19 protein-coding genes are annotated in these 21,639 nt (G+C 72.9%); 15 read left to right on the top strand and 4 right to left on the bottom strand.

Annotation, left to right across the window (positions count from 1 at the left end):
* Nucleotides 1-48 precede the first annotated feature (48 nt).
* Entirely contained in the window at nt 49-1,071 is a 1,023-nt protein-coding gene (locus tag ACIA5F_RS04875; RefSeq protein ID WP_399349171.1) for an EamA family transporter, read from the top strand.
* Here the strand turns inward: ACIA5F_RS04875 and ACIA5F_RS04870 are convergent.
* Complete coding sequence (locus ACIA5F_RS04870) at nt 1,058-1,936, bottom strand: LuxR C-terminal-related transcriptional regulator (protein ID WP_399349169.1); 879 nt, start codon at nt 1,934-1,936, stop codon at nt 1,058-1,060. The genes ACIA5F_RS04875 and ACIA5F_RS04870 overlap by 14 nt on opposite strands.
* A 397-nt stretch (nt 1,937-2,333) precedes the next feature.
* Between ACIA5F_RS04870 and ACIA5F_RS04865 the strand changes: the two genes are divergently transcribed.
* The 14 genes from ACIA5F_RS04865 (at nt 2,334) to ACIA5F_RS04800 (ending at nt 20,309) form a co-directional block, all read left to right on the top strand.
* A complete protein-coding gene (locus ACIA5F_RS04865; protein WP_399349167.1) occupies nt 2,334-3,137 on the top strand; it encodes a hypothetical protein in 804 nt (267 codons plus the stop codon).
* 151 nt (nt 3,138-3,288) lie between these two features.
* Nucleotides 3,289-3,870: a GNAT family N-acetyltransferase gene (locus ACIA5F_RS04860; protein WP_399349165.1), complete on the top strand. Its 582-nt coding sequence runs from the start codon at nt 3,289-3,291 to the stop codon at nt 3,868-3,870.
* Nucleotides 3,871-4,270: 400 nt separating this feature from the next.
* Nucleotides 4,271-4,855 (top strand): cysteine hydrolase family protein, encoded by a 585-nt coding sequence (locus ACIA5F_RS04855; RefSeq protein ID WP_399349163.1) that lies wholly within the window; start codon nt 4,271-4,273, stop codon nt 4,853-4,855.
* Nucleotides 4,856-4,892: 37 nt separating this feature from the next.
* On the top strand, nt 4,893-5,918 hold the full coding sequence (hypE, locus tag ACIA5F_RS04850; RefSeq protein WP_399349161.1) for a hydrogenase expression/formation protein HypE: 1,026 nt from the start codon (nt 4,893-4,895) through the stop codon (nt 5,916-5,918).
* Nucleotides 5,919-5,954: 36 nt separating this feature from the next.
* Nucleotides 5,955-8,333: a carbamoyltransferase HypF gene (hypF, locus tag ACIA5F_RS04845; RefSeq protein WP_399349159.1), complete on the top strand. Its 2,379-nt coding sequence runs from the start codon at nt 5,955-5,957 to the stop codon at nt 8,331-8,333.
* A complete protein-coding gene (locus ACIA5F_RS04840) occupies nt 8,330-9,664 on the top strand; it encodes a diaminobutyrate--2-oxoglutarate transaminase family protein (protein WP_399349157.1) in 1,335 nt (444 codons plus the stop codon). Before hypF ends, ACIA5F_RS04840 begins: the two co-directional genes overlap by 4 nt.
* A 93-nt stretch (nt 9,665-9,757) precedes the next feature.
* A complete protein-coding gene (locus ACIA5F_RS04835; RefSeq protein WP_399349155.1) occupies nt 9,758-10,525 on the top strand; it encodes a cyclase family protein in 768 nt (255 codons plus the stop codon).
* Nucleotides 10,512-11,924: an MFS transporter gene (locus ACIA5F_RS04830; protein ID WP_399349153.1), complete on the top strand. Its 1,413-nt coding sequence runs from the start codon at nt 10,512-10,514 to the stop codon at nt 11,922-11,924. Before ACIA5F_RS04835 ends, ACIA5F_RS04830 begins: the two co-directional genes overlap by 14 nt.
* Complete coding sequence (locus tag ACIA5F_RS04825; RefSeq protein ID WP_399349151.1) at nt 11,917-13,263, top strand: amidohydrolase; 1,347 nt, start codon at nt 11,917-11,919, stop codon at nt 13,261-13,263. Before ACIA5F_RS04830 ends, ACIA5F_RS04825 begins: the two co-directional genes overlap by 8 nt.
* Complete coding sequence (locus ACIA5F_RS04820; protein WP_399349149.1) at nt 13,260-14,549, top strand: acetyl-CoA carboxylase biotin carboxylase subunit family protein; 1,290 nt, start codon at nt 13,260-13,262, stop codon at nt 14,547-14,549. Before ACIA5F_RS04825 ends, ACIA5F_RS04820 begins: the two co-directional genes overlap by 4 nt.
* A 107-nt stretch (nt 14,550-14,656) precedes the next feature.
* Nucleotides 14,657-17,272, top strand: coding sequence for an ATP-grasp domain-containing protein (locus ACIA5F_RS04815; protein ID WP_399349147.1), 2,616 nt, complete (start codon nt 14,657-14,659; stop codon nt 17,270-17,272).
* On the top strand, nt 17,269-18,606 hold the full coding sequence (locus ACIA5F_RS04810; protein WP_399349145.1) for an MFS transporter: 1,338 nt from the start codon (nt 17,269-17,271) through the stop codon (nt 18,604-18,606). Before ACIA5F_RS04815 ends, ACIA5F_RS04810 begins: the two co-directional genes overlap by 4 nt.
* Nucleotides 18,603-19,859, top strand: coding sequence for a PLP-dependent aminotransferase family protein (locus ACIA5F_RS04805; RefSeq protein WP_399349143.1), 1,257 nt, complete (start codon nt 18,603-18,605; stop codon nt 19,857-19,859). The genes ACIA5F_RS04810 and ACIA5F_RS04805 overlap by 4 nt, the downstream gene beginning before the upstream one ends.
* 72 nt (nt 19,860-19,931) lie before the next feature.
* Nucleotides 19,932-20,309, top strand: coding sequence for a nuclear transport factor 2 family protein (locus tag ACIA5F_RS04800; RefSeq protein WP_399349141.1), 378 nt, complete (start codon nt 19,932-19,934; stop codon nt 20,307-20,309).
* A gap of 34 nt (nt 20,310-20,343) precedes the next feature.
* On the opposite strand, the gene ACIA5F_RS04795 is transcribed toward ACIA5F_RS04800, so the two are convergent.
* The 3 genes from ACIA5F_RS04795 to ACIA5F_RS04785 all read right to left on the bottom strand — a co-directional run bounded on the left by ACIA5F_RS04795 (nt 20,344) and on the right by ACIA5F_RS04785 (nt 21,576).
* A complete protein-coding gene (locus ACIA5F_RS04795) occupies nt 20,344-20,874 on the bottom strand; it encodes a DUF937 domain-containing protein (protein WP_399349139.1) in 531 nt (176 codons plus the stop codon).
* Between the two features lie 160 nt (nt 20,875-21,034).
* Nucleotides 21,035-21,280 carry a hypothetical protein gene (locus tag ACIA5F_RS04790; protein WP_399349137.1) on the bottom strand — a complete coding sequence of 82 codons (246 nt, stop codon included), beginning with the start codon at nt 21,278-21,280 and terminating at the stop codon, nt 21,035-21,037.
* Nucleotides 21,277-21,576 carry a hypothetical protein gene (locus tag ACIA5F_RS04785; RefSeq protein ID WP_399349135.1) on the bottom strand — a complete coding sequence of 100 codons (300 nt, stop codon included), beginning with the start codon at nt 21,574-21,576 and terminating at the stop codon, nt 21,277-21,279. Before ACIA5F_RS04785 ends, ACIA5F_RS04790 begins: the two co-directional genes overlap by 4 nt.
* Nucleotides 21,577-21,639 lie beyond the last annotated feature (63 nt).

Here is a 21,639-nt window from a genome sequence, read left to right as displayed (position 1 = left end):
TAGACATCGGTGCTGGTGCTACACGGTCGGTGGCCCGATGCTCGGACCATGCGTCCCGTACACATCGCCCTCGCCGTGCTCGTCACCGCCGTGTGGGGCGTCAACTTCGTCGTCATCTCGATCGGGCTCGGCGATTTCCCGCCCCTGCTGCTGTCGGCCCTGCGCTTCCTCGCCGCCGCCGTGCCCGCGGTCTTCTTCGTCGGCCGGCCCAAGGTGGCCTGGAAGTGGGTGGTGGCGGTCGGCGTGGTGCTCGGCGTCATGAAGTTCGGGCTGCTGTTCAGCGGGATGGACGCCGGGATGCCGGCCGGGCTCTCCTCGCTCGTGCTCCAGGTGCAGGCGGTCTTCACCGCCGTGTTCGCGGCCGTGGTGCTGAAGGAACGGCCGGGCCGGGTGAGGGTGCTGGGCATGGCCGTGGCCCTCGCGGGCATCGGGGTAGCGGCCGTGGACGAGGGTGCCTCCGGGCCGGTCCTGGGCTTCGCGATGGTGGTCGCCGCCGCGGTCTGCTGGGGCGTGTCGAACGTGCTGACCCGCAAGGCGTCCCCGCCCGACGCGCTGAACTTCATGGTGTGGGTGAGCGTCGTGCCGGTGCTGCCCCTGCTGGCGCTCTCGCTGCTGCTGGAAGGGCCGGACCAGGGGATGGCCGCGCTGCGCGGGCTGGACTGGGGCGGGGCCGGGGTCATCGCCTACCTCGCCTGGATCACGACGGTGTTCGGCTTCGGCGCGTGGGGGTACCTGCTGCACCGCTACCCCGCCTCCTCGGTGGCGCCGTTCTCCCTCCTGGTGCCGGTCTTCGGGATGACCTCGGCCGCGCTGGTGCTGGGGGAGCAGGTGAGCGGGTTGCGCTGGGTGGCGGCGGCGCTGCTGGTGGGCGGTGTGGCGCTGACCTCGCTGGTCCCCTCACGGCCCCGGCCCGCCGCCGCCGGTACGCCGGAGGGGCCGACCGGAGGGGTCCCCGCTGCGGGGGCCCCCGTCGCCGCCGGGGCGCCGGAAGGGTCTGCGGGGCCCGCGGGGTCTGCGGGGCCCGGGGCGGTCGGCGTCGCCCCGGACGCGCTTCCGGTCAGACCTGCTTGAAGGGCTCCTTGCTCAGCAGGTATCCGGCGTGCAGGCGATTGCGGGCACCGATGCTCTTCATGATGTGGGAGATGTGCCGCTGGCAATTGCGCAGGGAGATGCCGACGACCTGCGCTATCCGGGTGTCCGATTCGCCCTGAACCAGCAGGGTGACGATGGTTCGCTGGATATCCGACGTGATGGTCGTGCGTCCCGCCCGGTCGTCCTCGGGAATGAATTTCGCCGCCGCGCTCCAGGCCCTCTCGAAGGCTTCCGTAATGAATGAGACAAGATGTCGATTTCGAGCCACCGTTGCCCCGGTGGAACCGTCCGGAAGCCCCAGAATGGCGATTTCAGCGTCTAAAATGATGCATCGGGGAAAACCCCCCGCAAGTGTGCCTACCTCGGCCCCGAGCGGAGCGACCCGCCCCACATAGGCCGCGGTGGCCGGGCTGAACCGGGCGGTGTGCTGGTACAGCGTCCGCATCCGGACACCGCGCTCCAGCAGCCGCACGGTGCGCTCCAGGCTCTCGCCGAGGACCTCCTCGTCGCGCGCCCCGCCGGGCTGCGAGGTGAGCACCTCGCCGCGGCAGGCCTCCGCGAGTCCGGTGATGAGCCGGCGCACGTCGGCCAGGTCGGGCACCACCTCCACCGCGGTGTCCTCGTGGAGGTGGGCCGACTGGAGACTGAGCTGGTCCAGGTCACTGCGCAGGTGGTCGATGAAGGACTGGAACTGGTTGAGGCTGTGCTGTGCGGGGTTGAGCACCTTGACGCGCGCGTGGTCCACCGGGTAGGCGACGAACTCCCCCGACGCGGGGTGCCCGGAACTCAGCAGCCCCAGGCGTCGCAGGGTGGACACGGCCTCCTCCAGGTCGTCCGTGGGCATGTCGAGGTTCCGTGCCGCCGTGTCGGCGGTCGTTCCCGGTGTCCGGGCGACGAACCGGTAGAGACGATCGGCGGTGTCGGTCAGCTGAGGGAGGGGCAAATCATTGTTTTGTCCGGGAACTCTCATTTTGATCCCCCGTCATGTTTCCGCCAGGAGCAACATGATCTCAGAGAAGCCTGGCCTGTTTATCTGTCACACCGCAGGATGGGAGTCAGTGTTGAGACCTCAGCACTCCCCGAAAGGCAGGTAGTCATGTCACGCGTTGCGAGAGCATTTTTCGCCATAGTGGCATCTGTCGCGGTGTCCTCTTTTGTCGCCCAGGGAGCGGGTGAGCCGGCCTCCCTGGCGGCCGTCACCGGTTCGGGTCAGATAGTCAACGATCTCGGGTGGGGATGAGATGCCTCGTAGCAAGTCGTACAACACGTACTCCAATCTGCAGCGTCCTGAGTTCCGCAAGCGCGTGGACGACCTCCTGCTGAAGTTCGAGCGGGACTTCTACGAGCGTAGCCAGGGCGCCGACGGCATGCTGGACAAGGAGAAGTTCGACCTCGACCTGTACAAGCGGCACAACGTCGAGACCATGATCCGCATCGGCCTGAAACGCGCGGTCGACCCGCTCATCGCCAACTACTGGGCGACCCGGGACCCGCAGCTGTGCAAGGAGTGGGGTCTCTACGGGGCGGAGGAGGGCCGCCACGACCGCATGTTCGCCGGCGACCTGCACAAGGTGGGCATGACGGACGAGGAGATCTACGCGATCCGTCCCACCTTCGCCACCGAACTGCTCAACGGCTACTTCTACTACACGATGGCGACCGAGGGCCCGCTGGCGGCGATGATCAGCGGCTTCTACCTGGAGTACATCGCGGGCAAGACCCAGCCCGACTGGCTGAACATCATGGAGCAGCACGTCGGCGCCGCCAACACCAAGGGCGCCCGCGCCCACCTGGCCCTCGACGAGGACGACGACCACGTCGACATGGTCTGGAACCTGATCATGCGGGTCGTCAAGGACGAGGCCGACGAGGAGCGTTTCGTCGAGCACCTCATCAAGATCAACTCGCTCTTCGTCTCCTACTTCGTCGAGGTCTACGCCTCCACGGTGCTCGGCGCCGGAGCCGACCTCTCGACGCTGACCCAGGCCGCCCCGGCCGCCGCCGTCCAGACCAACCTCCAGACGAAGGCCACCGCCTCGGTCTGACCCGGCCCCGCACCTGAGGTCCGGCATCCCGCACACCGGTGATTCCGGGCATCGCGTCCCCCGACCCGCCGCGCCGCCTCGCACGGGCCGGCGCGCGATGCCCGGTGCCGGGCCGTGCCGTGCCCGACCACGCCCGAAACCAAGGAAGACCATGCGCTATTCATGGCCCCGCGAGCTGTCCGAACAGGACATGCGCGAAATGATCGAGCTGATGGACGCCGTCGCGGTCAAGGAGATGACCCTCGGCTTCTACGAACCGGTCGGACTGGAGAAGGGCCTGCCGCTGATGCGGGCCTTCGACGCCGACCTCCGCAAGGGCGCCGTCGAACTCCTCGCCGTACGCAACGACGAGGACCGCATCGTCGGCATGGTGACCCTGGCCCGGGCGCCGCTGCCCGCCCGCAGGCACATCGTCGAGATGCGGCGCTGCGTCGTCGCCCCCGACCACCGCGGCCAGTTCCTCCTCGAAGGATGGGCCGAGGCCCTGCGCAAGGTCGGCGAGATGGGCTGCGAGGTCATCACCCTCGAAGTCCGCGACGACGGCCCCTCCGCGCTCTGGCTGCGCCTGGGCTTCCGCGAGTACGGCCGCCTGCCCGACTACGCCCGCGCCGACGGCCGGCCCGTCACCGGCTTCTACATGCACGCCCGGCTCGCCGACATCGTCGGCCACTTCGAGACCCACGGCACCTGGCTGCACGAGATCGGCTCCGACCGCGTCGCGGTCGCGGGCTGAGCCCCGTACCCGCCCGACCCCCGCACCTCTTCCCGCGCACCCGGACCACCCGCCCCGCACCGGGGCGGTCCCGGACCTGAACCCGGGCGCCTTCCGGACACGGCCGCCCCGCACCCGCCGGGCGCCCACGGGCCCGGCCAGCCCCGCACGTCCGCCCCGTCCGGCCCCGCCCGGGACCTCGCCGTCCTGCGGCCCGCCGGGCCCCCGTACGCCCTCCGCACACCTTCCGGCACGCGCCGGACCAGGGGTCACCCCTGTCCGCGACCCGCCGGCCGAGGCACCGCGCCACCCCACTCCCGCCGCGCCGCGTCACGTCGGCCGGAGCCGCCCGGCAGGGCTGTTCCCGTACGCCGCCGGCCGGGACCCGTCGTATCCCACGGACCTACCGAAGGGCACCACCATGTCCAAGATCGCCGTCCTGACCAACGACCTCCAGTACGAACTGGTCGAGAAGAACCCCGAGCGCGTCGCCGCCGTGGAGGCCGCGACCCCGCACTTCACCGCCTTCCTCGAAGGGATGCGCCAGCGCGGGCACCACATCTTCCACCTCCAGCTCGTCAACGACCCCGAAGACCCCAACGCCGAGCGCTACGACGGCCACCTCCCCGTCCAGCGCGGCACCCGCGGCGCGGAGATCCTCGAGGAGTACCTCGCCCCCGAGGACGTCGTCATGGAGAAGAACAAGGACAGCGGCTTCTACGAGACCGACCTGCACGAGCGCCTCCAGGCACTCGGCGTCGACACCGTGCTGATCACCGGCATGCAGACGCAGATCTGCGTCCAGACCACCGCAGCCGACGCCTTCTTCCGCGGCTACAACATCTGGGTCCCCTCCGACTGCGTCGTCTCCGCCCGCACCGACGACAAGGACCGCGCCCTGGAATGGCTGGCCGGCTACTGCGCCACCGTCTCCGACTCCGACGAGGTGCTCCGCGTCCTGGACGCCGAGGGCGGCCTGCCCCGCAAGAACATCAAAACGCCGTGACCACGCCCACGACGCTCCCCCTGACGAAGGACAAGGCATGACCACGAGTGCGGTCCCCACCGAACACATCGTCCTGGACCACGGCACCGGGGCGAAGCTGAGCCAGGACCTGGTCCAGCTGATCGCCGCGACCCTCGGCGACGTCTACGTGGGCATCATGGAGGACAGCGCGGTCCTCACGATCGAGTCGGACCGGATCGCGATGACCACCGACTCCTTCGTGATCGACCCGCCGTTCTTCGGCAACGGGGACATCGGCAAGATCGCCGTCTGCGGCACCGTCAACGACCTGGCCGTGGCCGGCTCCCGGCCCAAGTACCTCACCCTCGGGATGATCCTGGAGACCGGGCTGCCGATCGCCCGCCTGGTCCAGGTCCTGGAGTCGGTCCGCGACACCGCCCGCGAGGCCGGCGTGCAGATCGTCGGCGGCGACACCAAGGTCGTCCGCAAGGGCGAGGCCGACCAGATCTACCTCAACACCGCGGGCGTCGGCGTCTTCGAACGCGAGCCGCTCTCCATGGCGGACGTCCAGGTCGGCGACAAGGTCCTCCTCAGCGGGCCGATCGGCAACCACACCGTGCACCTGCTCTCCATCCGCGAAGGCCTCGGCTTCGAGAACCGGGTGCTGAGCGACTGCGCGCCGCTGAACAACCTCGTCGAGGGCGTCCTCGGCCGGGTCCCCGAGCGGGCCGTGCGCTCCATGCGCGACGTCACCCGCGGCGGGCTGACCGCCGTGCTCCACGAGTACGCCGGAAAGCTCGGCCGGACCGTCGTCGTCGAGACGGCCAGCCTCCCCATCCAGCACGAGACGGCCATGGCCGCCGACATGCTGGGCATCAACCCGCTGCACTGCGCCAACGAGGGCTGCCTGGCCCTGTTCGTGGACCCCGCGGCAGAGGCGGACGTCCTCGCCGCGCTGCGCGCCCTGCCCTACGGGGAGCACGCCGTCACCATCGGCGAGATCTCCGGGAGCACCGAGGGCGGCGTGCTCCTGCGCGACGCCGACGGCCGCGAGACCCAGCTCGAAGAGCTGCTCGGCGCCGAACTCCCCCGGCTGTGCTGAGGAAGCTGAGGAGCTGAGGAAGCTGAGGAGACGGCCATGACTACCGTGAACACCCCGCCGCCCGCCACCGAACAGTGGCGGGTGCGGGTCACCGGAGTGGTCCAGGGCGTCGGCTACCGGCCGTTCGTCTACAAGCTGGCCCACGAGTGCGGCCTGTCCGGATGGGTCCGCAACGACCCCGAGGGCGTGCTGGTGGAGGCGGCCGGACCGGCCGCCGTCCTGGCGGAGTTCGCCGCGGCCCTCCGGGGCCGCGCCCCCGGACTCGCCCAGGTCGACGAGGTCCGGATCACCCGGGACCTTCCCCCCGGCACCGTGCCCGGGGGGCCCTTCACCATCGTGCACAGCGAGCACACCGGCGCCCGCTCCGCGCTGATCCCCGCCGACACCCACGTCTGCGCCGACTGCCAGGCGGAACTGCGCGACCCGCAGGACCGCCGCCACCGCTACCCGTTCATCAACTGCACCAACTGCGGCCCCCGTTTCTCCATCATCCAGGACCTGCCGTACGACCGCCCGATGACCACCATGTCGGCCTTCACCATGTGCGCGGACTGCAAGAACGAGTACGAGAACCCCCTGGACCGGCGCTACCACGCCCAGCCCAACGCCTGTCCCGACTGCGGCCCCCGGCTGCGGCTCACCGACCGCGGGGGCGCCACCCTCGAAGGTGACGAGGCCCTGCGCCGCTGCGCCGAGGTGCTGGCCGACGGCGGGGTCGCGGCCGTCAAGAGCATCGGCGGCTTCCACCTCGCCGTGGACGCCACCCAGGAGAAGGCGGTCGCGCTGCTGCGCGCCCGCAAGCGCCGCGACTCCAAACCGTTCGCCGTCATGGTCCGCGACCTGGCCACCGCCCAGCGGCTGGCGGACCTGTCCGAGGACGAGATCGACGTCCTGCGCACCCCCGCCCGGCCCATCCTGCTGGCCCGCAAGCGGCCCGGCTCCCTGCCGGAGTCCGTCGCCCCGCGCAACCCCAACCTGGGGATCATGCTGCCCTCGGCACCCCACCACCACCTGCTGCTGGACGAACCCGGACTCGAAGCCCTGGTCATGACCAGCGGGAACATCTCCGGCTACCCGATCGCGTACCGCAACGAGGAGGCGCTGGAGCAGCTCTTCGAGATCGCCGACGTGATCCTCCACCACGACCGCGACATCGAGATCAGGGTCGACGACTCCGTGGTGCGGCTCTCCACCCACGAAGAACTGGAGCGGCCGCTGCTCCAGTTCTTCCGCCGCGCCAGGGGCTACGCCCCCTACCCCGTCGACGTCGGCCGCCAGGTCGCCCCGGTCGTCGCCTACGGCGCGGAGCTGAAGACGACCGTCGCCCTGACCAACGGGTCGCAGGTCTTCCTCAGCCAGCACATCGGCGACCTGAAGAACGACGAGACCTTCGCCGCGCACCGCCGCACCGCCGCCCACCTGGCCCGGCTGTACGCGCTGGAGCCGAAGATCACCGCGCACGACATGCACCCGCAGTTCCGCTCCACCCGCGCCGCCCTCGGCGAGGACGCCACCGGCACGGCCGGCGGCCCCACCGTCGAAGTCCAGCACCACCACGCCCACATGGCCTCCTGCATGGCGGAGAACCACGTGAGCGGCACCACCCTGGGCGTCGTCTTCGACGGCTTCGGCTACGGCGAGGACGGCACCGTCTGGGGCGGCGAGTTCCTGCTCGGCGACTTCGCCTCCTACCGGCGGGTCGGGCGGCTGCGCCGGCTCCCGCTGATCGGCGGCGACCAGGCCGTGCGCGAACCCGTCCGCACGGGGTACGCGCTCGCCCTGGACGCCTGGGACGGCGACGCCGACGCCGCGCTGGCGGGCTTCCCCGCCCTGGCCGTCCTCGACGAGCAGCGCCGGCACGTCTACGCGACGATGGCCGCGCGCGGCGTCAACTCGCCGCCGACCTCCAGCATGGGCCGGCTCTTCGACGGCGTCGCCGCCCTGGCCGGGGTGTGCGCGAAGGCCGAGTACGAGGCCCAGGGGCCGATCGAGCTGGAAGGGCTCCTCGGCCGCGACGCGTCGCGGGAGTCCGCGTACCGCTTCGGCGCGTACGAGGCGGACGGGCTGACCGAGGTGGACCCGCGGCCCGTGGTCCGGGCCATGGCCGCCGACCTCGCCGCGGGCCTGCCCGTGGAGCGGATCAGCCGCCGGTTCCACACCGCCGTCACCGACATGGTCCGGGAGCGCTGCCGGGAGCTGCGCGAGCGGACCGGCGTCAACCAGGTCGCCCTCTCCGGCGGCGTGTTCCTCAACGAGTTCCTGCTGCTCAACTGTCTGACCGGGCTGACCGCCGACGGTTTCGACACCTACGTCCACCGGCTCGTCCCGACCAATGACGGAGGCATCGCCCTCGGCCAGGTCATGGTCGCCGACGCCCGCTCATCCTTGCTCACCCCCGAGGAAGTGACGCCGTGACCACCCTCACGCCGGACGAGATCTACGAGTTCGTCGAGGCACGCGAATCGGGCGCCCGGACCTACGCCAACGCGTTCGGCCGGCTGCTCACCGAAGGCCACGGCGCGCGCATCCGCGACGGCCACGGCCGCGAGTACCTGGACTGCCTCGCCGCGGCGGGCACCCTCGCCCTGGGGCACAACCATCCCGAGGTGCTCCGCCGGGTGGGGGAGTACCTGGCCTCCGGTCAGGTCCAGCAGGCGCTGGACCTGACGACCCCGGCGAAGTACGCGTACCTGGCGGCGCTCTACGAGCGGCTGCCGGGGGAGATGCCGCAGCAGTTCAAGACCCAGTTCTGCGGGCCGGCGGGCACCGACGCCACCGAGGCCGCCGTCAAGCTGTTCAAGACGGCCACCGGACGCCGGACCGTGCTCTCCTTCCACGGCGCCTACCACGGGATGACGGCGGGCGCGCTCGCGCTCACCGGCAACCTCGGCGCCAAGGAGCCGGTGCCCGGCCTGATGCCGGACGTGCACCACCTGCCCTACCCGTACGACTACCGCTGCCCCTTCGGGCTCGGCGGGGAGCAGGGCGTCCAGGTCGGCCTGACCTACCTGGACCGGCTGCTGACCGACCCGGAGAGCGGCATCACCAAGCCCGCCGCGATCTTCGTGGAGGCGGTCCAGGGCGAGGGCGGGGTCATCGCCGCGCCGCCGGCCTGGCTGCGCGGGCTCCGCGAGATCACCGCGCGGCTCGACATCCCGCTGGTCCTGGACGAGATCCAGGCCGGGTTCGGGCGCACGGGCACCATGTGGGCCTTCGAGGAGTCGGGGATCGAGCCCGATGCCGTGCTGGTCTCCAAGGCGGCCGGCGGCGGGTTCCCGCTGTCGCTGCTGCTCTACCACCGCAAGTACGACGCGTGGGCGCCCGGCGCCCACGCCGGGACCTTCCGCGGCAACCAGATCGCCCTGGTGGCGGGGTTGGCGGGCATGGAGGTCACGGAGTCCGAGGGGCTGATCGGGAAGGCCGCCGCCAAGGGCGAGCTGATCGCCCGGCTGCTGGGACGGCTGGCCGCGGCCCACCCCGAGATCGGGCAGGTCCGCGGCCGGGGCCTGATGTGGGGCATCGAGATCGTGGACCCGCAGGGACCGGCGGACGTCCTCGGGGCCCGGCCCGCGGACGGCGCGCGCGCCAAGCGCGTCAAACGCGCCTGCCTGGACCACGGCCTGCTGCTGGAGAGCGGCGGACGGCACGGGGCCGTACTGCGGCTGCTGCCGCCGCTGATCATCAGCGAGGAGGAGATCCACGAGATGGCGGCGGCACTGGAGAAGGCTCTGATCGACTGTGCCTGACCATCCGGCCGGCACGTGGAGCCGGGGTCCACGGGTCGGCTGACCCGCGCACCCCGGCACACGGGACGAAGACAGAAGACGAGGACGAGGAACATGAGCACGGGAACCGGCGGCGGGCAGTGGCGGGTCGACTTCGACGCGGAGGTCGTCTTCAGCAACGGCGGCGCCTTGCAGACCCAGGGGTTCCGCCTGGACATCCCCGGTGACGACATCACGGACGGGGCCCTGGGCGAGCTGCTGGTCCGTCACCTCGGGCTGCTGATGGTCGGCAGTACGAGGATCACCCGCAAGGAGCTGCTCCAGGAGCCCCACAAGGGGTCCCGGAACACCGCCGCCGCCGCGGCGGGCCGCCGTACCGCGGAGCTGACCGGCCCGGCCACCCGGGCCGGCTGGCCGACGGGCCCGGCCGGTACGGGAGATGCGGGAGATGCGGCCGGTACGGGCGGTGCGGGAGATGCGGGTGGGGTGGTGCCGGAGCTGGCCGCCCTCGTGGACCTGCCCGTGGTCCTCGTCCGCCTCCTCGGCTCCGCGCACCCGGTCGCGGACCGGCTCGCGCTGGCGCCCTTCACGCTCACCGGGCACGCCGTCCTCGTCCAGACCGGCCGCGCCGGGGGCCCGTACCTCACCGAGGACGCCGTGGCCCTGCTCGCCGAGCAGGGCGCGGCCCTCGTCGCGACCGACAGCCTGGAGCACACCGGACCGGCCGCCGAGGCGCTCGCCGCCGCCGGCCTGCCCGCCGTCACCGGCCTCACCGGGCTGGAGGCGCTCCCCGCGACCGGGGTCCGGCTGCACGCCGTGCCGTTCCCCGGCCGGGACACGCCCTCGATCAGGGTCTACGGAGTCACCGATGACCAGCACTGACCACGACACCGCCCCGGCGGACCGGACGGCGGCCGGGACGGCGCCCGCCCCGGCCGCCCCCGCCCGGCGGCCCCGCAGGGAACTCGCCGCGGCCACGGTCGGCTCGGTCGTGGAAGCCTACGACTGGACCATCTACGGCATCCTCGCCCCGTACTTCGCCGAACAGCTCTTCCCCGGCTCCTCACCCACCGCCAAGCTCCTCGCCGCCTACCTCGGCTTCGCCCTGGGCTTCCTGGTCCGGCCGCTGGGCAGCGTACTGATCGGCCGGCTCACCGACACCCGCGGCCGGCGCTACGGACTCACCCTCACCGTGAGCCTGATCGCCGTCGGCTCGCTGCTCCTGGCCGTCGTGCCCGGCTACGCCTCCATCGGGCTCGCCGCACCCCTGCTGGTGGTCGCCGCCCGGCTGGTGCAGGGCCTGTCGGTGGGGGCGGAGAACCCGAGCGTGGCCGCCTACGTCACCGAGACCGCCCCGGGCCGCCACCGCTACTTCTACAGCGCCGTCTCCTACGGCGGAGTGGTCCTCGGCAGCGCCCTGTCCTTCATCGTCCTGAGCGTCCTGCTCGGCGTGTTCGGCGAGAGCGGCATCGAGAACGGCGCCTGGCGCTACGGCTTCCTCTTCGGCGCGCTGCTCGGGCTCACCGCCCTGTGGATACGGCGCGGCGCCCAGGAGAGCGCCGTCTTCACCGCCGCCGCCCCGGGAGCCGACCCCGCGCCCGGCCCCGACGGCGCGCCCGGGAAGCCGGGAGGGACGGGAGGGACGGGACCGGCGGGCGCGAAACGGGCGAAGGCCCCGAGCCCCTGGCCGGTGCTGCGGGCCCATCTCAGGCGGCTGACCGTGGTGTTCGCCATCACCTCCGGCGCCACCACCGCCTTCTACTTCGTGACCGTCGACTTCCCCTCGTACGCCGAGGGCACCGGCGCCGCCACCAAGGAGGAGAGTTCCGCCGCCCTGCTGCTGGGCATGGTGGCGCTGCTCCTCGCGATGCTGGGCGGCGGCCGGGTCGCGGACCGGTTCGGTGCGCTGCCCGTCCTGCGCGTCGGATTCGCGGGCCTGGCCCTCGGCACGGTGCCGCTGGTCCTGGCCATGTCCTCGGGCCGCGTTCCGGTCCAACTGGTGCCCGCAGTACTGCTGTTCCTGCTCGGACTGCCCCTGGCGGTGAGTAACGTCTTTGCGGGACAGTTGTTCCCGCCCGCGGTGCGCGCGGTCGCCGTGGGTCTGCCCACGGCCGTCGCGATCAGCCTGTTCGGGGGCACCTTCCCGATGCTCGCGGAACTGCTGCGGTCGGCGGGACACAACGACTGGGTGCCGTGGTGGCCCGCGATCACCGCCGCCGCGGCACTGGCCGCCTCATGGGGCGTACGCGAACACCCCCTGCCCGGAGAACCCCATGCCTGAGAAGGACGCCATGACCGCACTGCTCGAAGGACTCGAATCGCTGCTGCCCGCCCTGGAGGCGGACTACCGCGACCTGCACGCCCATCCCGAACTCGCCTTCCAGGAGAAGCGGACCGCCGCGCTCGTCGCCGACCGCCTCGCCGGGCAGGGCGGCTGGGAGATCACCACCGGGGTCGGCCGCACCGGAGTGGTCGGGGTGCTGCGCAACGGCGACGGGCCGGTGGTGATGGTGCGCGCCGACATGGACGCGCTGCCCGTCAAGGAGGCCACCGGACTGCCGTACGCCAGCACGGAGACCGCCACCGACGACTCGGGCACCGAGGTCCCGGTGATGCATGCCTGCGGACACGACCTGCACGTGGCCGCCCTGATCGGCGCCTGCGCGCTGTTCGCCAGGAACACGCGGTCCTGGCGGGGCACCGTCGTCGCCGTGTTCCAGCCGGGCGAGGAGAGCGGGTACGGCGCCCGCGAGATGGTCGAGGACGGTCTCTTCGAGCGGTTCCCGCGCCCCGGAGTGATCCTGGGCTCCCACGTCGGCCCGGGACCGGTCGGGCTCATCGCCACCCTCCCGGGGACGGTGATGGGCGCCACCGACTCCCTCACCGTCCGGCTCTTCGGCCGCGGCGGCCACGGCTCGAAGCCCGAGGCCGCGGTCGACCCCGTGGTGATGGCCGCCTCCCTGGTGCTGCGGCTCCAGACGGTGGTCTCCCGGGAGATCTCCGCGCAGGAGCCGGTGGTGGTCACCGTCGGCACGCTGCACGCCGGAACCACCGCCGCGGTCATACCGGACACCGCCGAGCTGGGCATCAACGTCCGCACCAGCTCCGCGCCGGTCCGCGAGAAGGTCATCGCCGCGATCGAGCGGCTGGCCCGCGCCGAGTCGGCGGCGGCGGGCGCGACCGCCGACCCCGAGATCACCTCCGTCTACCACCTGCCGATGACCGTCAACGACCGGGAGAGCGCCGAGAAGGTGGCCCGGGCGCACCGCGGCCACTTCGGGGACGGCGCCGTCATGACCATGGGCCCCACCACCGCCAGTGAGGACTTCGGCATCCTCGCCACCGCCGCCCAGGTGCCCTCGGTGTACTGGTTCTACGGCGGCCTCGACCCGCAGGCGTTCGGCGAGGCGTTCGCGGCCGGACGCCTGGACGACCTGCCGCAGAACCATTCGTCCACCTTCGCCCCCGTCGCGGGCCCCGCGCTCTCCGTCGGGGTCCGGACCATGGCCACGGCCGCGCTGGCCTGGCTCGCGGACGAGACGGACGAGGCGGGCGTGGCGGCGGGCGACGTGGCGGACGGGGTTGTGGACGGAGCGGCGGAAGGCGGTGACCCCGCATGAGCGGTGACGGCCGCCCCCACCTGATCGTCCTGCACCGCTGGCGGGACACCCACGCCCGCTACGCCGACTACCTGGACCACGAGGCCCACCGCGTCACCTACGTGAGCACCGAACTCGGCCGGGCCTCACTGCCGCGGGCCGCCGCCGAGGTCGTCACCGTCGGCCTCACCGACGACCTGCCCGCCGTCCGCGGGGCCGTCGCCGCCCTCGTCGCCCGGTTCGGCGCCCCGCGGCGGCTGGTCGCCCTCAACGAGGGCGACCTGGACACCGCCGCGCTGATCCGCGAGGAGTTCGCGATCCCGGGCCAGACCTCCGCCGGGCTCGCCGTCTTCCGCGACAAGCTGCTGATGTGCCGCACCGCGCGGGCCGCCGGGCTCCCGGTGCCCGCCTTCGCGCCCGCGCCCGACCCGGACGCCGTACGGGAGTTCGCCGCCGCCCACGGCTGGCCCCTGGTCGTCAAGCCGCACCGGGGCACCGCCAGCCGTGGCGTGGTCCTGGTGCGCTCCGCCGCCGAACTGGACACCCTCACCGGCCTGGGCGCCGCCCTCGCCGCCGAACCGCACCTCGTCCAGGCGTTCGTGGAGGGGGAGATCCTGCACATCGACGGCCTGTGGGAGGGCGGCTCGCTCGGCAACTGGACCGTCTCCCGCTACGTGGGCGGCACCTGCGCCGACTTCACCCGGGGCAACTGGCTCGGCTCGGTCGAGGAGGACGACCCCGCCCTCCTCGACGCGACGGGCGCGTTCGCCGCGGCCGTCGGCGCGGCCCTCGGCGGCGACCAGCCGTGGGTCTTCCACCTGGAGGCGTTCGTCACCCCGGCGCCCGGCGGCGGCCCCGCCCTGGTCTTCCTGGAGTGCGGGGCCCGGGTGGGCGGCGGGGAGATCCCCTTCACCTGGCGCGATGTCCACGGCGTCGACCTGATGGCCGCCGCCGTGGACATCCAGCTCGGCCGCACCCCCGTCCTGCCCGCCCTCAAGACCGGCGAGGTCGGCGGCTACCTGCTGCTCCCGCTGCCGGTGCCCGCCCCCTGCCTGGTGGAGGCCGCCGGCTGGGTCCGGGAACCCGCCCCCGGGCGGCAGCCGTACGCCGTCCTGCACACCCCGGTCGGCAGCGTCGCCCCCGCGATCAGCGGCTACGAGCACGTGGGCACCCGCTTCCGCTTCCGCGGCCCCTCCACCCGGGAGGTCGAGGCCGCCATAGCCGGGGCGGCGGACGCCTTCCGGCTCACCTGCGTCCCGGCCGGGGACCGGCCCGTACCGCGGGGCCCGGCCGGCCCGCGGCCCTGAACCACGACGCGCCGCGGACCAGCCCGCGGCGCGCCCCCTCCGCTTCACCTGTCTTACCGGGGCCAGGCTCCGCGCCCCGCATCGGAAAGGATTCCACCGTGGTCGTCATGACCTCTGAACGCCAGCGACTCATCCTCGTCGGCAGCCGGATACGCCAGTACCGGGAGTACGCGCTCGCCTCGCTCGCCCAGCACTACGAGGTGACGCTGGTCGCGCCGGAGGCGCCCTCCTGGCAGGCCCGCTACGTGGAGACCCACCGGATCGCCGACACCACCGACGCGGCCAAGCTGCACGCCCCGGTCGCCGACCTGCTGGGCGAGGTCGCCCACGCGGCGATCGTCACCTGGGACGAATGGTCCCTCGCGGCCGTCTCCTCCGTCGCCCACCGCCTCGGCATGCGGGCCATGGACCCGGCCGCCGCCCGGATCTGCCGCGACAAGTACGCCACCCGCCAGGCCCTGGAGGCCGCCGGCATGGCCGCCGTCCGGCACGTGCGTGCCGCCACCGAGGACGAGGCCGTCGCCGCGGCCGAGTCCATCGGCTTCCCCGTCGTCGTCAAGCCCCGCACCCTCGGCGGCAGCTTCGGCGTGATGATGGCCCGCGACGTGGACGGCCTGCGCCGGGCCTTCCGGCTCGCCTCCGGCAGCCGCCTGCGGGGCGCCGGGACCACGGACACCGTACTGATCGAGGAGTTCATCGAGGGCCCCGAGCTCAGCGTGGACAGCACCGTCGTGGACGGCGTGGCCACCCCCGTCTGCGTGGCCCGCAAGCGCCTGGGCGCCCACCCGTACTTCGAGGAGGTCGGCCACCTCGTCACCCAGTGGCGCCACGAGCCCTGGGCGGACGCGGTCACCGAGCTGGTCCGGGACGCGCACCGCGCGGTCGGCGTCGACTACGGCGTCACCCACACCGAGCTGCGGATCTCGGCCGACGGCCCCCGGCTGATCGAGCTGAACGGCCGCCTCGGCGGCGACCTCATCCCGCACCTGAACCACCTGGCCACCGGTGTGGACCTGGCCCTGGCCGCCGCCCGGATCGCCTTCGGGGAGACCCCCGACATCACCCCCACCCACGACCGGAACGCCGAAATCCGCTTCCTGTACCCGGCCTACGACGGAGCCGTCGACCGGGTCGTGCTGCCCGGACCCGGGCAGGTCGAGGGACTGGCCGAGGCCGTCGCCCTGGTCGAGCCCGGCGAGGAACTGCTGCTCCCGCCCCGCGGCCTCACCCCGCGCTCCGCCGCGCTCATCGCGGTCGGCGACACCCCCGCCGACACCCGCCGCACCCTGGACCGCGCCGAGGGACTCTCGCGCACCGAGGTGTCCGGCGTGGCCGCGCACCGGCTGGGCGCCCGCGTGGAGAACGCCGTCACCCGCCGCTTCTTCGACCACGAGCGCACCTCCCGGCGGATGACGGTCTCCGGAGTCCGCGACGTGGAGTGGTTCCGCTACGGCGCGGGCGGCGGCCAGGGCCTCAACCGCCCCGTCTTCCTCAGCGCCGACGACATCGCCGGCCTGGAACACGACCTGGGCGGCCTGTTCGAGCTGCTGAAGTCGGTGCCCGCCCGGCTCTTCGGCGGCGACCTGCGCGCCTTCGCCCGCGCCGTCGGCATGACCCCCACCCAGACCGACCTGGTGCTGCGCGGCTCCGCGGACGAGCTCGCCCCGCTCTCCCGCGCCGACCTCTACCGCGAGACCGGCGGCTTCCGCGTCATGGAGCTCAACACCGGCTCCTCGCTGGGCGGCTGGCAGATGGGCGAGTTCGCCCGCGCGCTGGTCCAGGACGAGGAGTTCGCGGCGTTCGCCGCGGCCGAGGACCTCGTCTATCCCGACCCCCTCGCCCGCATCACCGAGGTCCTGCGCCGCCAGGCCCCGTCCCTGGCGGGCGTCGAGCGGCCCCTGCTGGCCATCACCGACTGGCCCGAGGGCTTCGAGAAGTCCAAGTGCTGGATGGAGTTCGTCGTCCCGGCCTTCGAACAGCTCGGCTTCGAGCCCGTCGTCTGCCACCTGGGCGACTTCACCTACGAGGACGGCCGGGTCCACCACGAGGGCCGCGAGGTCGACGTGGTCTACCGGATGTTCCTGCCCGGCGAGATGCCGGACGAGCCCCGCACCTACGACCTGGTCAACCCGCTGCTCGACGCCGTCGAGGCGGGCACCGTCGAGCTGTTCGCGCCGCTGGACTGCGAGCTGTACGGCAACAAGGGCAGCCTCGCCATGCTCAGCGACGAGCGCAACCGCGCGGTGTTCACCCCCGAGGAGCGCGAGCTGATCGACCGCATCCTGCCGTGGACCCGCTTCGTCCGCGACGAGAAGGTCACCTTCGGCGGCGAGAAGATCGACCTGATGCCGTACGCCATCGCCAACAAGGACCACCTGGTCCTCAAGCCCACGCTCCTGTACGGCGGGGTCGGGGTGACCCCCGGCTGGACCACCGACCAGAAGGAGTGGGTGCAGAAGCTGAACGAGGCCCTCGGCGGCCCGTACGTCCTCCAGCACCGCCTGCTGCCGACCACCGAGCGGTTCCTCTCCGAGGACGGCGAGACCTGTGAGGACATGGCCGTCGCCTACGGGACGCTGATGGTCGACGGACGCTACGCGGGCACCCTCGCCCGCGGGGTCACCGACCCGGCCGTCGGCATCGTCAGCATGCTGCGCGGCGCCCAGATCGGCTGTGCCTTCCACGTCGCGGAGCCCGCCGACGAGGCCGTGGACGCCACGTGACCGAGACCGGGAACGGGGCGGGGGGCGCCGTCGACGAGGCGCCCCCCGGCCCCGTGGCCGGGGGCGGGGCCGCCACGCTCTGGCGTGACGCCGAGTTCCTCAAGTTCTGGTCCGGGGAGGCGATCTCCCAGGTCGGCGCCCAGGTCACGACCCTGGCCCTGCCGCTCACCGCGGTGCTGGCCCTCGACGCCAGCTCCTCCCAGGTGGGTTTCGTCAACGCGGCTTCCTACGCCCCGTTCCTGGTGGTCACGCTCCTGGTCGGGGTCTGGGTCGACCGGGTGCGGCGCAGGCCCCTGATGATCATGGCCAACGTGGGGCGCGCGCTGCTGGTCGGCGCCGTGCCCCTGCTGGCCGTGCTCGACCTGCTGCGCATCGAGTACGTGTACGTCGCCGCCCTGCTCATCGGCGTCCTCACCGTGGTCTTCGACGTCTCCTACCAGTCCTACCTGCCGACCCTGGTCGGCAAGCAGCACCTGGTGGAGGGCAACAGCAAGCTCCAGGGCACCAGTTCGCTGGCCCAGATCGGCGGCCCCGGCCTGGCCGGCCTGCTGATCGGCTGGGTCACCGCCCCCTACGCCCTGCTGATCAACGCCGTCTCGTACCTGGTGTCGGTGGTCACGCTGCTCGCGGTCCGGCGCCCCGAACCCGCGCCGGCGCCCCAGCGGGAGCGGGCCGGGATCAAGGAGAGCGTCGTCCAGGGCATCCGGATCATCTGGGACAGCCCCCACCTGCGGGCCTGCGCCCTGCAGTCCGGGCTGTACAACCTGTGCTGGATGTCGTTGCAGACCGTCTTCGTGCTGTACGCGGCCCGGACGCTGGGCTTCTCGCCGGGCACCATCGGCCTGCTGCTGGGCACCGGCGCGGTCGGTTCGCTGGCCGGCTCGTTCGCCGCGCAGTGGCTCAAGCGGTCGATCGGGCTCGGCCCGGCCATCCTGACGGCGCTGCTGCTGTGCTGCCTGGCCCCCGCGGTCATCCCGGCGGCCCCGGCGAACGACGGCATGCTGTCGCTCGTCCTGTTCGTGGCGACGTTCGCGCTGATCGGCGCGGGTGGCACGATCGCCAACATCCACATCATCAGCCTGCGCCAGTCGATGACCCCGGACCAGCTGCTGGGCCGGATGAACGCCGGGTACCGCTTCGTCTCCTGGGGCACCCTGCCGCTCGGCGCCCTGCTGGGCGGCTGGCTCGGCGACCTCATCGGGCTCCGGGAGACGCTCGCCGTCACGGCCGTGGCCTTCCTCTCCGCGGTCCTGGTGGTCCTGAAGTCGCCGGTGTGGCGGCTGAGGGAGTTCCCGGCCCAGATCGGCACCCCGTCCCCCCAGGAGGCGAAGTGACCCCCGCGCCGGACGCGCACGCCCCCGCCACCACCGCCACCCCCGGTGGTGGCGGCGTCCGCGTCGAGGACCTGCTCGCCCGCCGGACCGGCTGGGACCGCTCCGACGCGGTCAGCCGGATTCTGGCCGCCGCCACGGCCCCCGGCGTGCTGTCGATGGCGGGCGGCATCCCGGCGCCCGACAGCTTCCCGGTGGCCCGGCTCGCCGAGGCCACCGGGCGGCTGTTCGCCGGCTCCGCCGTCTCCGCCCTCCAGTACGCCCCGACCCCCGGCACCGCCGCGATGCGCGAGGTGGTCGCGGCGCGGGCCACGGAGACCGGGGCCCCGGCCTCACCCGGCCGGGTGATGGTCACCGCGGGCAGCCAGCAGGGCCTGGACCTGGTCGCCCGGACACTGATCGACGAGGGCGACGAGGTGGCCCTGGACGACCCGAGCTACCTCGGCGCCGTCCAGGTGTTCCGGCGCGCGGGCGCCCGGCTGCTGCCGGTGCCCGGTGACCGGGACGGCATGCGCACCGACGTCCTGGAACAGCGCCTGGCCGCCGGGGCCCGGCCCAAGCTCGTCTACGTCGTCCCCCACTTCCACAACCCCACCGCGGCCGTGCTCCCCGTGGAGCGCCGCCGCCACCTGGCCGCGCTCGCCGAGCGGTACGGCTTCCTGGTGGTCGAGGACGACCCGTACGGCGACCTGGCGTTCGAGGGCGGCCGGCTGCCCTCCACCGATGTGCACAGCGGCCGGGTGGTCCGGCTGATGAGCCTGTCCAAGACGGTCTGCCCGGGGCTGCGGGTGGCCGGTCTGGTCGCCCCGGCCGCGCTGATCGGCGAACTGGTCGCCGCCAAGCAGTGCGCCGACCTCCAGACCAACACCTTCGGCCAGTACCTCCTCGCCGACCTGCTGGGGGACCCGGAGTTCCTCCCCGCCCACCTGGCGGGGCTGCGCGCGCTGTACGGGGAGCGGGCCCGGTCCATGGAGGCGCTGCTGCGGGAACGGCTGCCGTGGCTGGACTTCGAGAGGCCGCGCGGCGGGCTGTTCTTCTGGTGCCGCCTGACCGACCCCCGGGTGGGCTCCGACGCGCTGTACGCGCACGCGCTGGCGGAGGGGGTGGCCATCGTGCCGGGCACGCCCTTCTGCATCGAGGAGGACGGCTCGCGGGTGCTGCGGCTCTCCTTCGCCTCCCTGGACGAGGAGCAGCGGCGCGAGGGCGTGGCCCGGCTGGCCACGGCCTGGGAGAAGGCCCTCACCGACGGCCCCTGACCCACCCGGCCCCCGCGGCCCCGTACCCGTACCCGTCAAGTCCCCTACCCATGAACATGAAGGAGCACGGCCGTGACCACTTCGCCGCTCGTCCCGGTGACCGAGGCCGCCGCACTGGTCGCCCGACTGTTCCAGGTGATCGACTCCCGCAGGTGGGACCTCCTCGGAGAGGTCTTCGCCCCGGACGCCGTGTACGAGCGTCCGGGCTACCCCGCGCTGGAGGGCCTGGACCGCATCCGCCACTTCTACGAGCACGAGCGCGTCATCACCTCCGGCGCCCACGAGGTCGGCCACGTCACCAGCGGGCCGGGCGCGGTCGCCTGCTGGGGGCGGTTCCGGGGAGCCGACCGCGCCGGCACGCCCCTGGACGAGGGCTTCGCCGACACCTACCTCGTCCACGACGGCAGGATCGGGCACCGCAAGACCTTCTTCTACCGCGCGGCGATCTGAACGGCCCGGCCGCCCCGGGCACGCCCGTCGGGGGCTACTTCTTCCCGCCGCCCAGGATCTGGCCCAGCAGGTCGCCGAGGCCGCCGCCCGGCGCCGGGGCCGCGCCGGGGGCCGGGGCCGCGCCGGGGGCCGGGGCGGCGCCCTTGCCCGTGGCGGCGCGCTTGGCGAAGACGGCCAGCACCACCGGGATCAGCATCTCGACGACCCGGCCGACGGCGGGCGCGGGGAGGCCGGTCCTCTTCGCGACGGCCCGCGCCACGGGCCCGCTCGCCTTGGCGAGCACCCCGGCCATCAGCCCGCCGCCGAGCATCCCGCCGAGGCCGCCGAACGAGGACACCCCGCGCAGCGGCGGTTCGGCCGCCTCCGCGACGGCCCGGCGGACCTCCGCCCCGTCCTCGCCCCCGGCGGCGGCCCGCTCCCGGAGGCCACCGGCCATGGCCCCGACCGTCTCGGTGACGGTGGAACGCGCGCCCGCGGTGTCGGTGCCGAGCAGCCCGGCGATCTCGGTCAGCTTCTCGTCGCCGAGTTCCTGGATCACCTCGTCCTGGAACGATGATTCGCTCATGCCTGAAACGCTACGGCGCGACCGGTCCACCGGCACCTCGACCGGGCCCCGGCGCGCCCCGGCCCACCGGTCGTCCACAGGCCCGGCGGGCTGTCGGTGGCGCGGACACCTCGACGCGAAGAAGCTCCGTCCCATCGAACCGGCCTGACGAAGTACTGATTCAGAAGCCGGAGACGCGGACGACGGTGACCGTGACCACGCTGGGGCTCACCTCGTAGCGGACGATCGCGATGCTGCCGATCGGGGCGTCCCGCCGGTCCCGGCTGCCCAGGACCGCACTGGAACCGCAGCCGTACGGGTCGCGGGCGATGGCGGCGACCTTGGCGTCGAACGTCTTGCGGTCTGCGGCCGAGAGCGCGTTCCGGCCGGCCTGTGCCACGTCGCTGTACGCGAGGCGGTAGCTCATCCGAGGCTCCGGTACTCGTCGTCACCGAGGTCCTCGGCGAAGGTGACATCGGAGAAGTCGCCGGACCGGACGCGTTCGAGCAGGGCCTCTTCGTCGGCGTCGTGCTCGGTGGGGATGTTCATTGCCCACCGGGCCAGGGTGTACTGGAGCTCGCCGGCCGGCGCGTCGTCGATCTCCGCGGCGAACCGGTCACGCAACCCTTCGGGAAGCGCCTCGCGAACACCGCGGATCGTGGCGGGTACCTGTACCGGCCCGCCCGTCATATACATGGTCAGGTGATGCGCCGACTCGGTCATCCGGTTCCTTCCGGTACGTGCGGGTACGTGCGGGCACGTGTCCCTCGGCATCCTAGAAGGACG

The sequence above is a fragment of the Streptomyces sp. NPDC051567 genome, assembly GCF_044454165.1.
Classification (GTDB): domain Bacteria; phylum Actinomycetota; class Actinomycetes; order Streptomycetales; family Streptomycetaceae; genus Streptomyces.
Note: the sequence above shows the minus strand (reverse complement) of the source record. Positions and strands in the feature narration are given on the sequence as shown.

Bases quoted from the DNA above. Each gene is read 5' to 3' on its own strand.
- ACIA5F_RS04875 (WP_399349171.1), top strand. From the start codon at position 49: ATGCGTCCCGTACACATCGCCCTCGCCGTGCTCGTCACCGCCGTGTGG.
- ACIA5F_RS04870 (WP_399349169.1), bottom strand. From the start codon at position 1,936: ATGCCCACGGACGACCTGGAGGAGGCCGTGTCCACCCTGCGACGCCTG.
- ACIA5F_RS04865 (WP_399349167.1), top strand. From the start codon at position 2,334: ATGCCTCGTAGCAAGTCGTACAACACGTACTCCAATCTGCAGCGTCCT.
- ACIA5F_RS04860 (WP_399349165.1), top strand. From the start codon at position 3,289: ATGCGCTATTCATGGCCCCGCGAGCTGTCCGAACAGGACATGCGCGAA.
- ACIA5F_RS04855 (WP_399349163.1), top strand. From the start codon at position 4,271: ATGTCCAAGATCGCCGTCCTGACCAACGACCTCCAGTACGAACTGGTC.
- hypE (WP_399349161.1), top strand. From the start codon at position 4,893: ATGACCACGAGTGCGGTCCCCACCGAACACATCGTCCTGGACCACGGC.
- hypF (WP_399349159.1), top strand. From the start codon at position 5,955: ATGACTACCGTGAACACCCCGCCGCCCGCCACCGAACAGTGGCGGGTG.
- ACIA5F_RS04835 (WP_399349155.1), top strand. From the start codon at position 9,758: ATGAGCACGGGAACCGGCGGCGGGCAGTGGCGGGTCGACTTCGACGCG.
- ACIA5F_RS04830 (WP_399349153.1), top strand. From the start codon at position 10,512: ATGACCAGCACTGACCACGACACCGCCCCGGCGGACCGGACGGCGGCC.
- ACIA5F_RS04825 (WP_399349151.1), top strand. From the start codon at position 11,917: ATGCCTGAGAAGGACGCCATGACCGCACTGCTCGAAGGACTCGAATCG.
- ACIA5F_RS04820 (WP_399349149.1), top strand. From the start codon at position 13,260: ATGAGCGGTGACGGCCGCCCCCACCTGATCGTCCTGCACCGCTGGCGG.
- ACIA5F_RS04815 (WP_399349147.1), top strand. From the start codon at position 14,657: ATGACCTCTGAACGCCAGCGACTCATCCTCGTCGGCAGCCGGATACGC.
- ACIA5F_RS04795 (WP_399349139.1), bottom strand. From the start codon at position 20,874: ATGAGCGAATCATCGTTCCAGGACGAGGTGATCCAGGAACTCGGCGAC.
- ACIA5F_RS04790 (WP_399349137.1), bottom strand. From the start codon at position 21,280: ATGAGCTACCGCCTCGCGTACAGCGACGTGGCACAGGCCGGCCGGAAC.
- ACIA5F_RS04785 (WP_399349135.1), bottom strand. From the start codon at position 21,576: ATGACCGAGTCGGCGCATCACCTGACCATGTATATGACGGGCGGGCCG.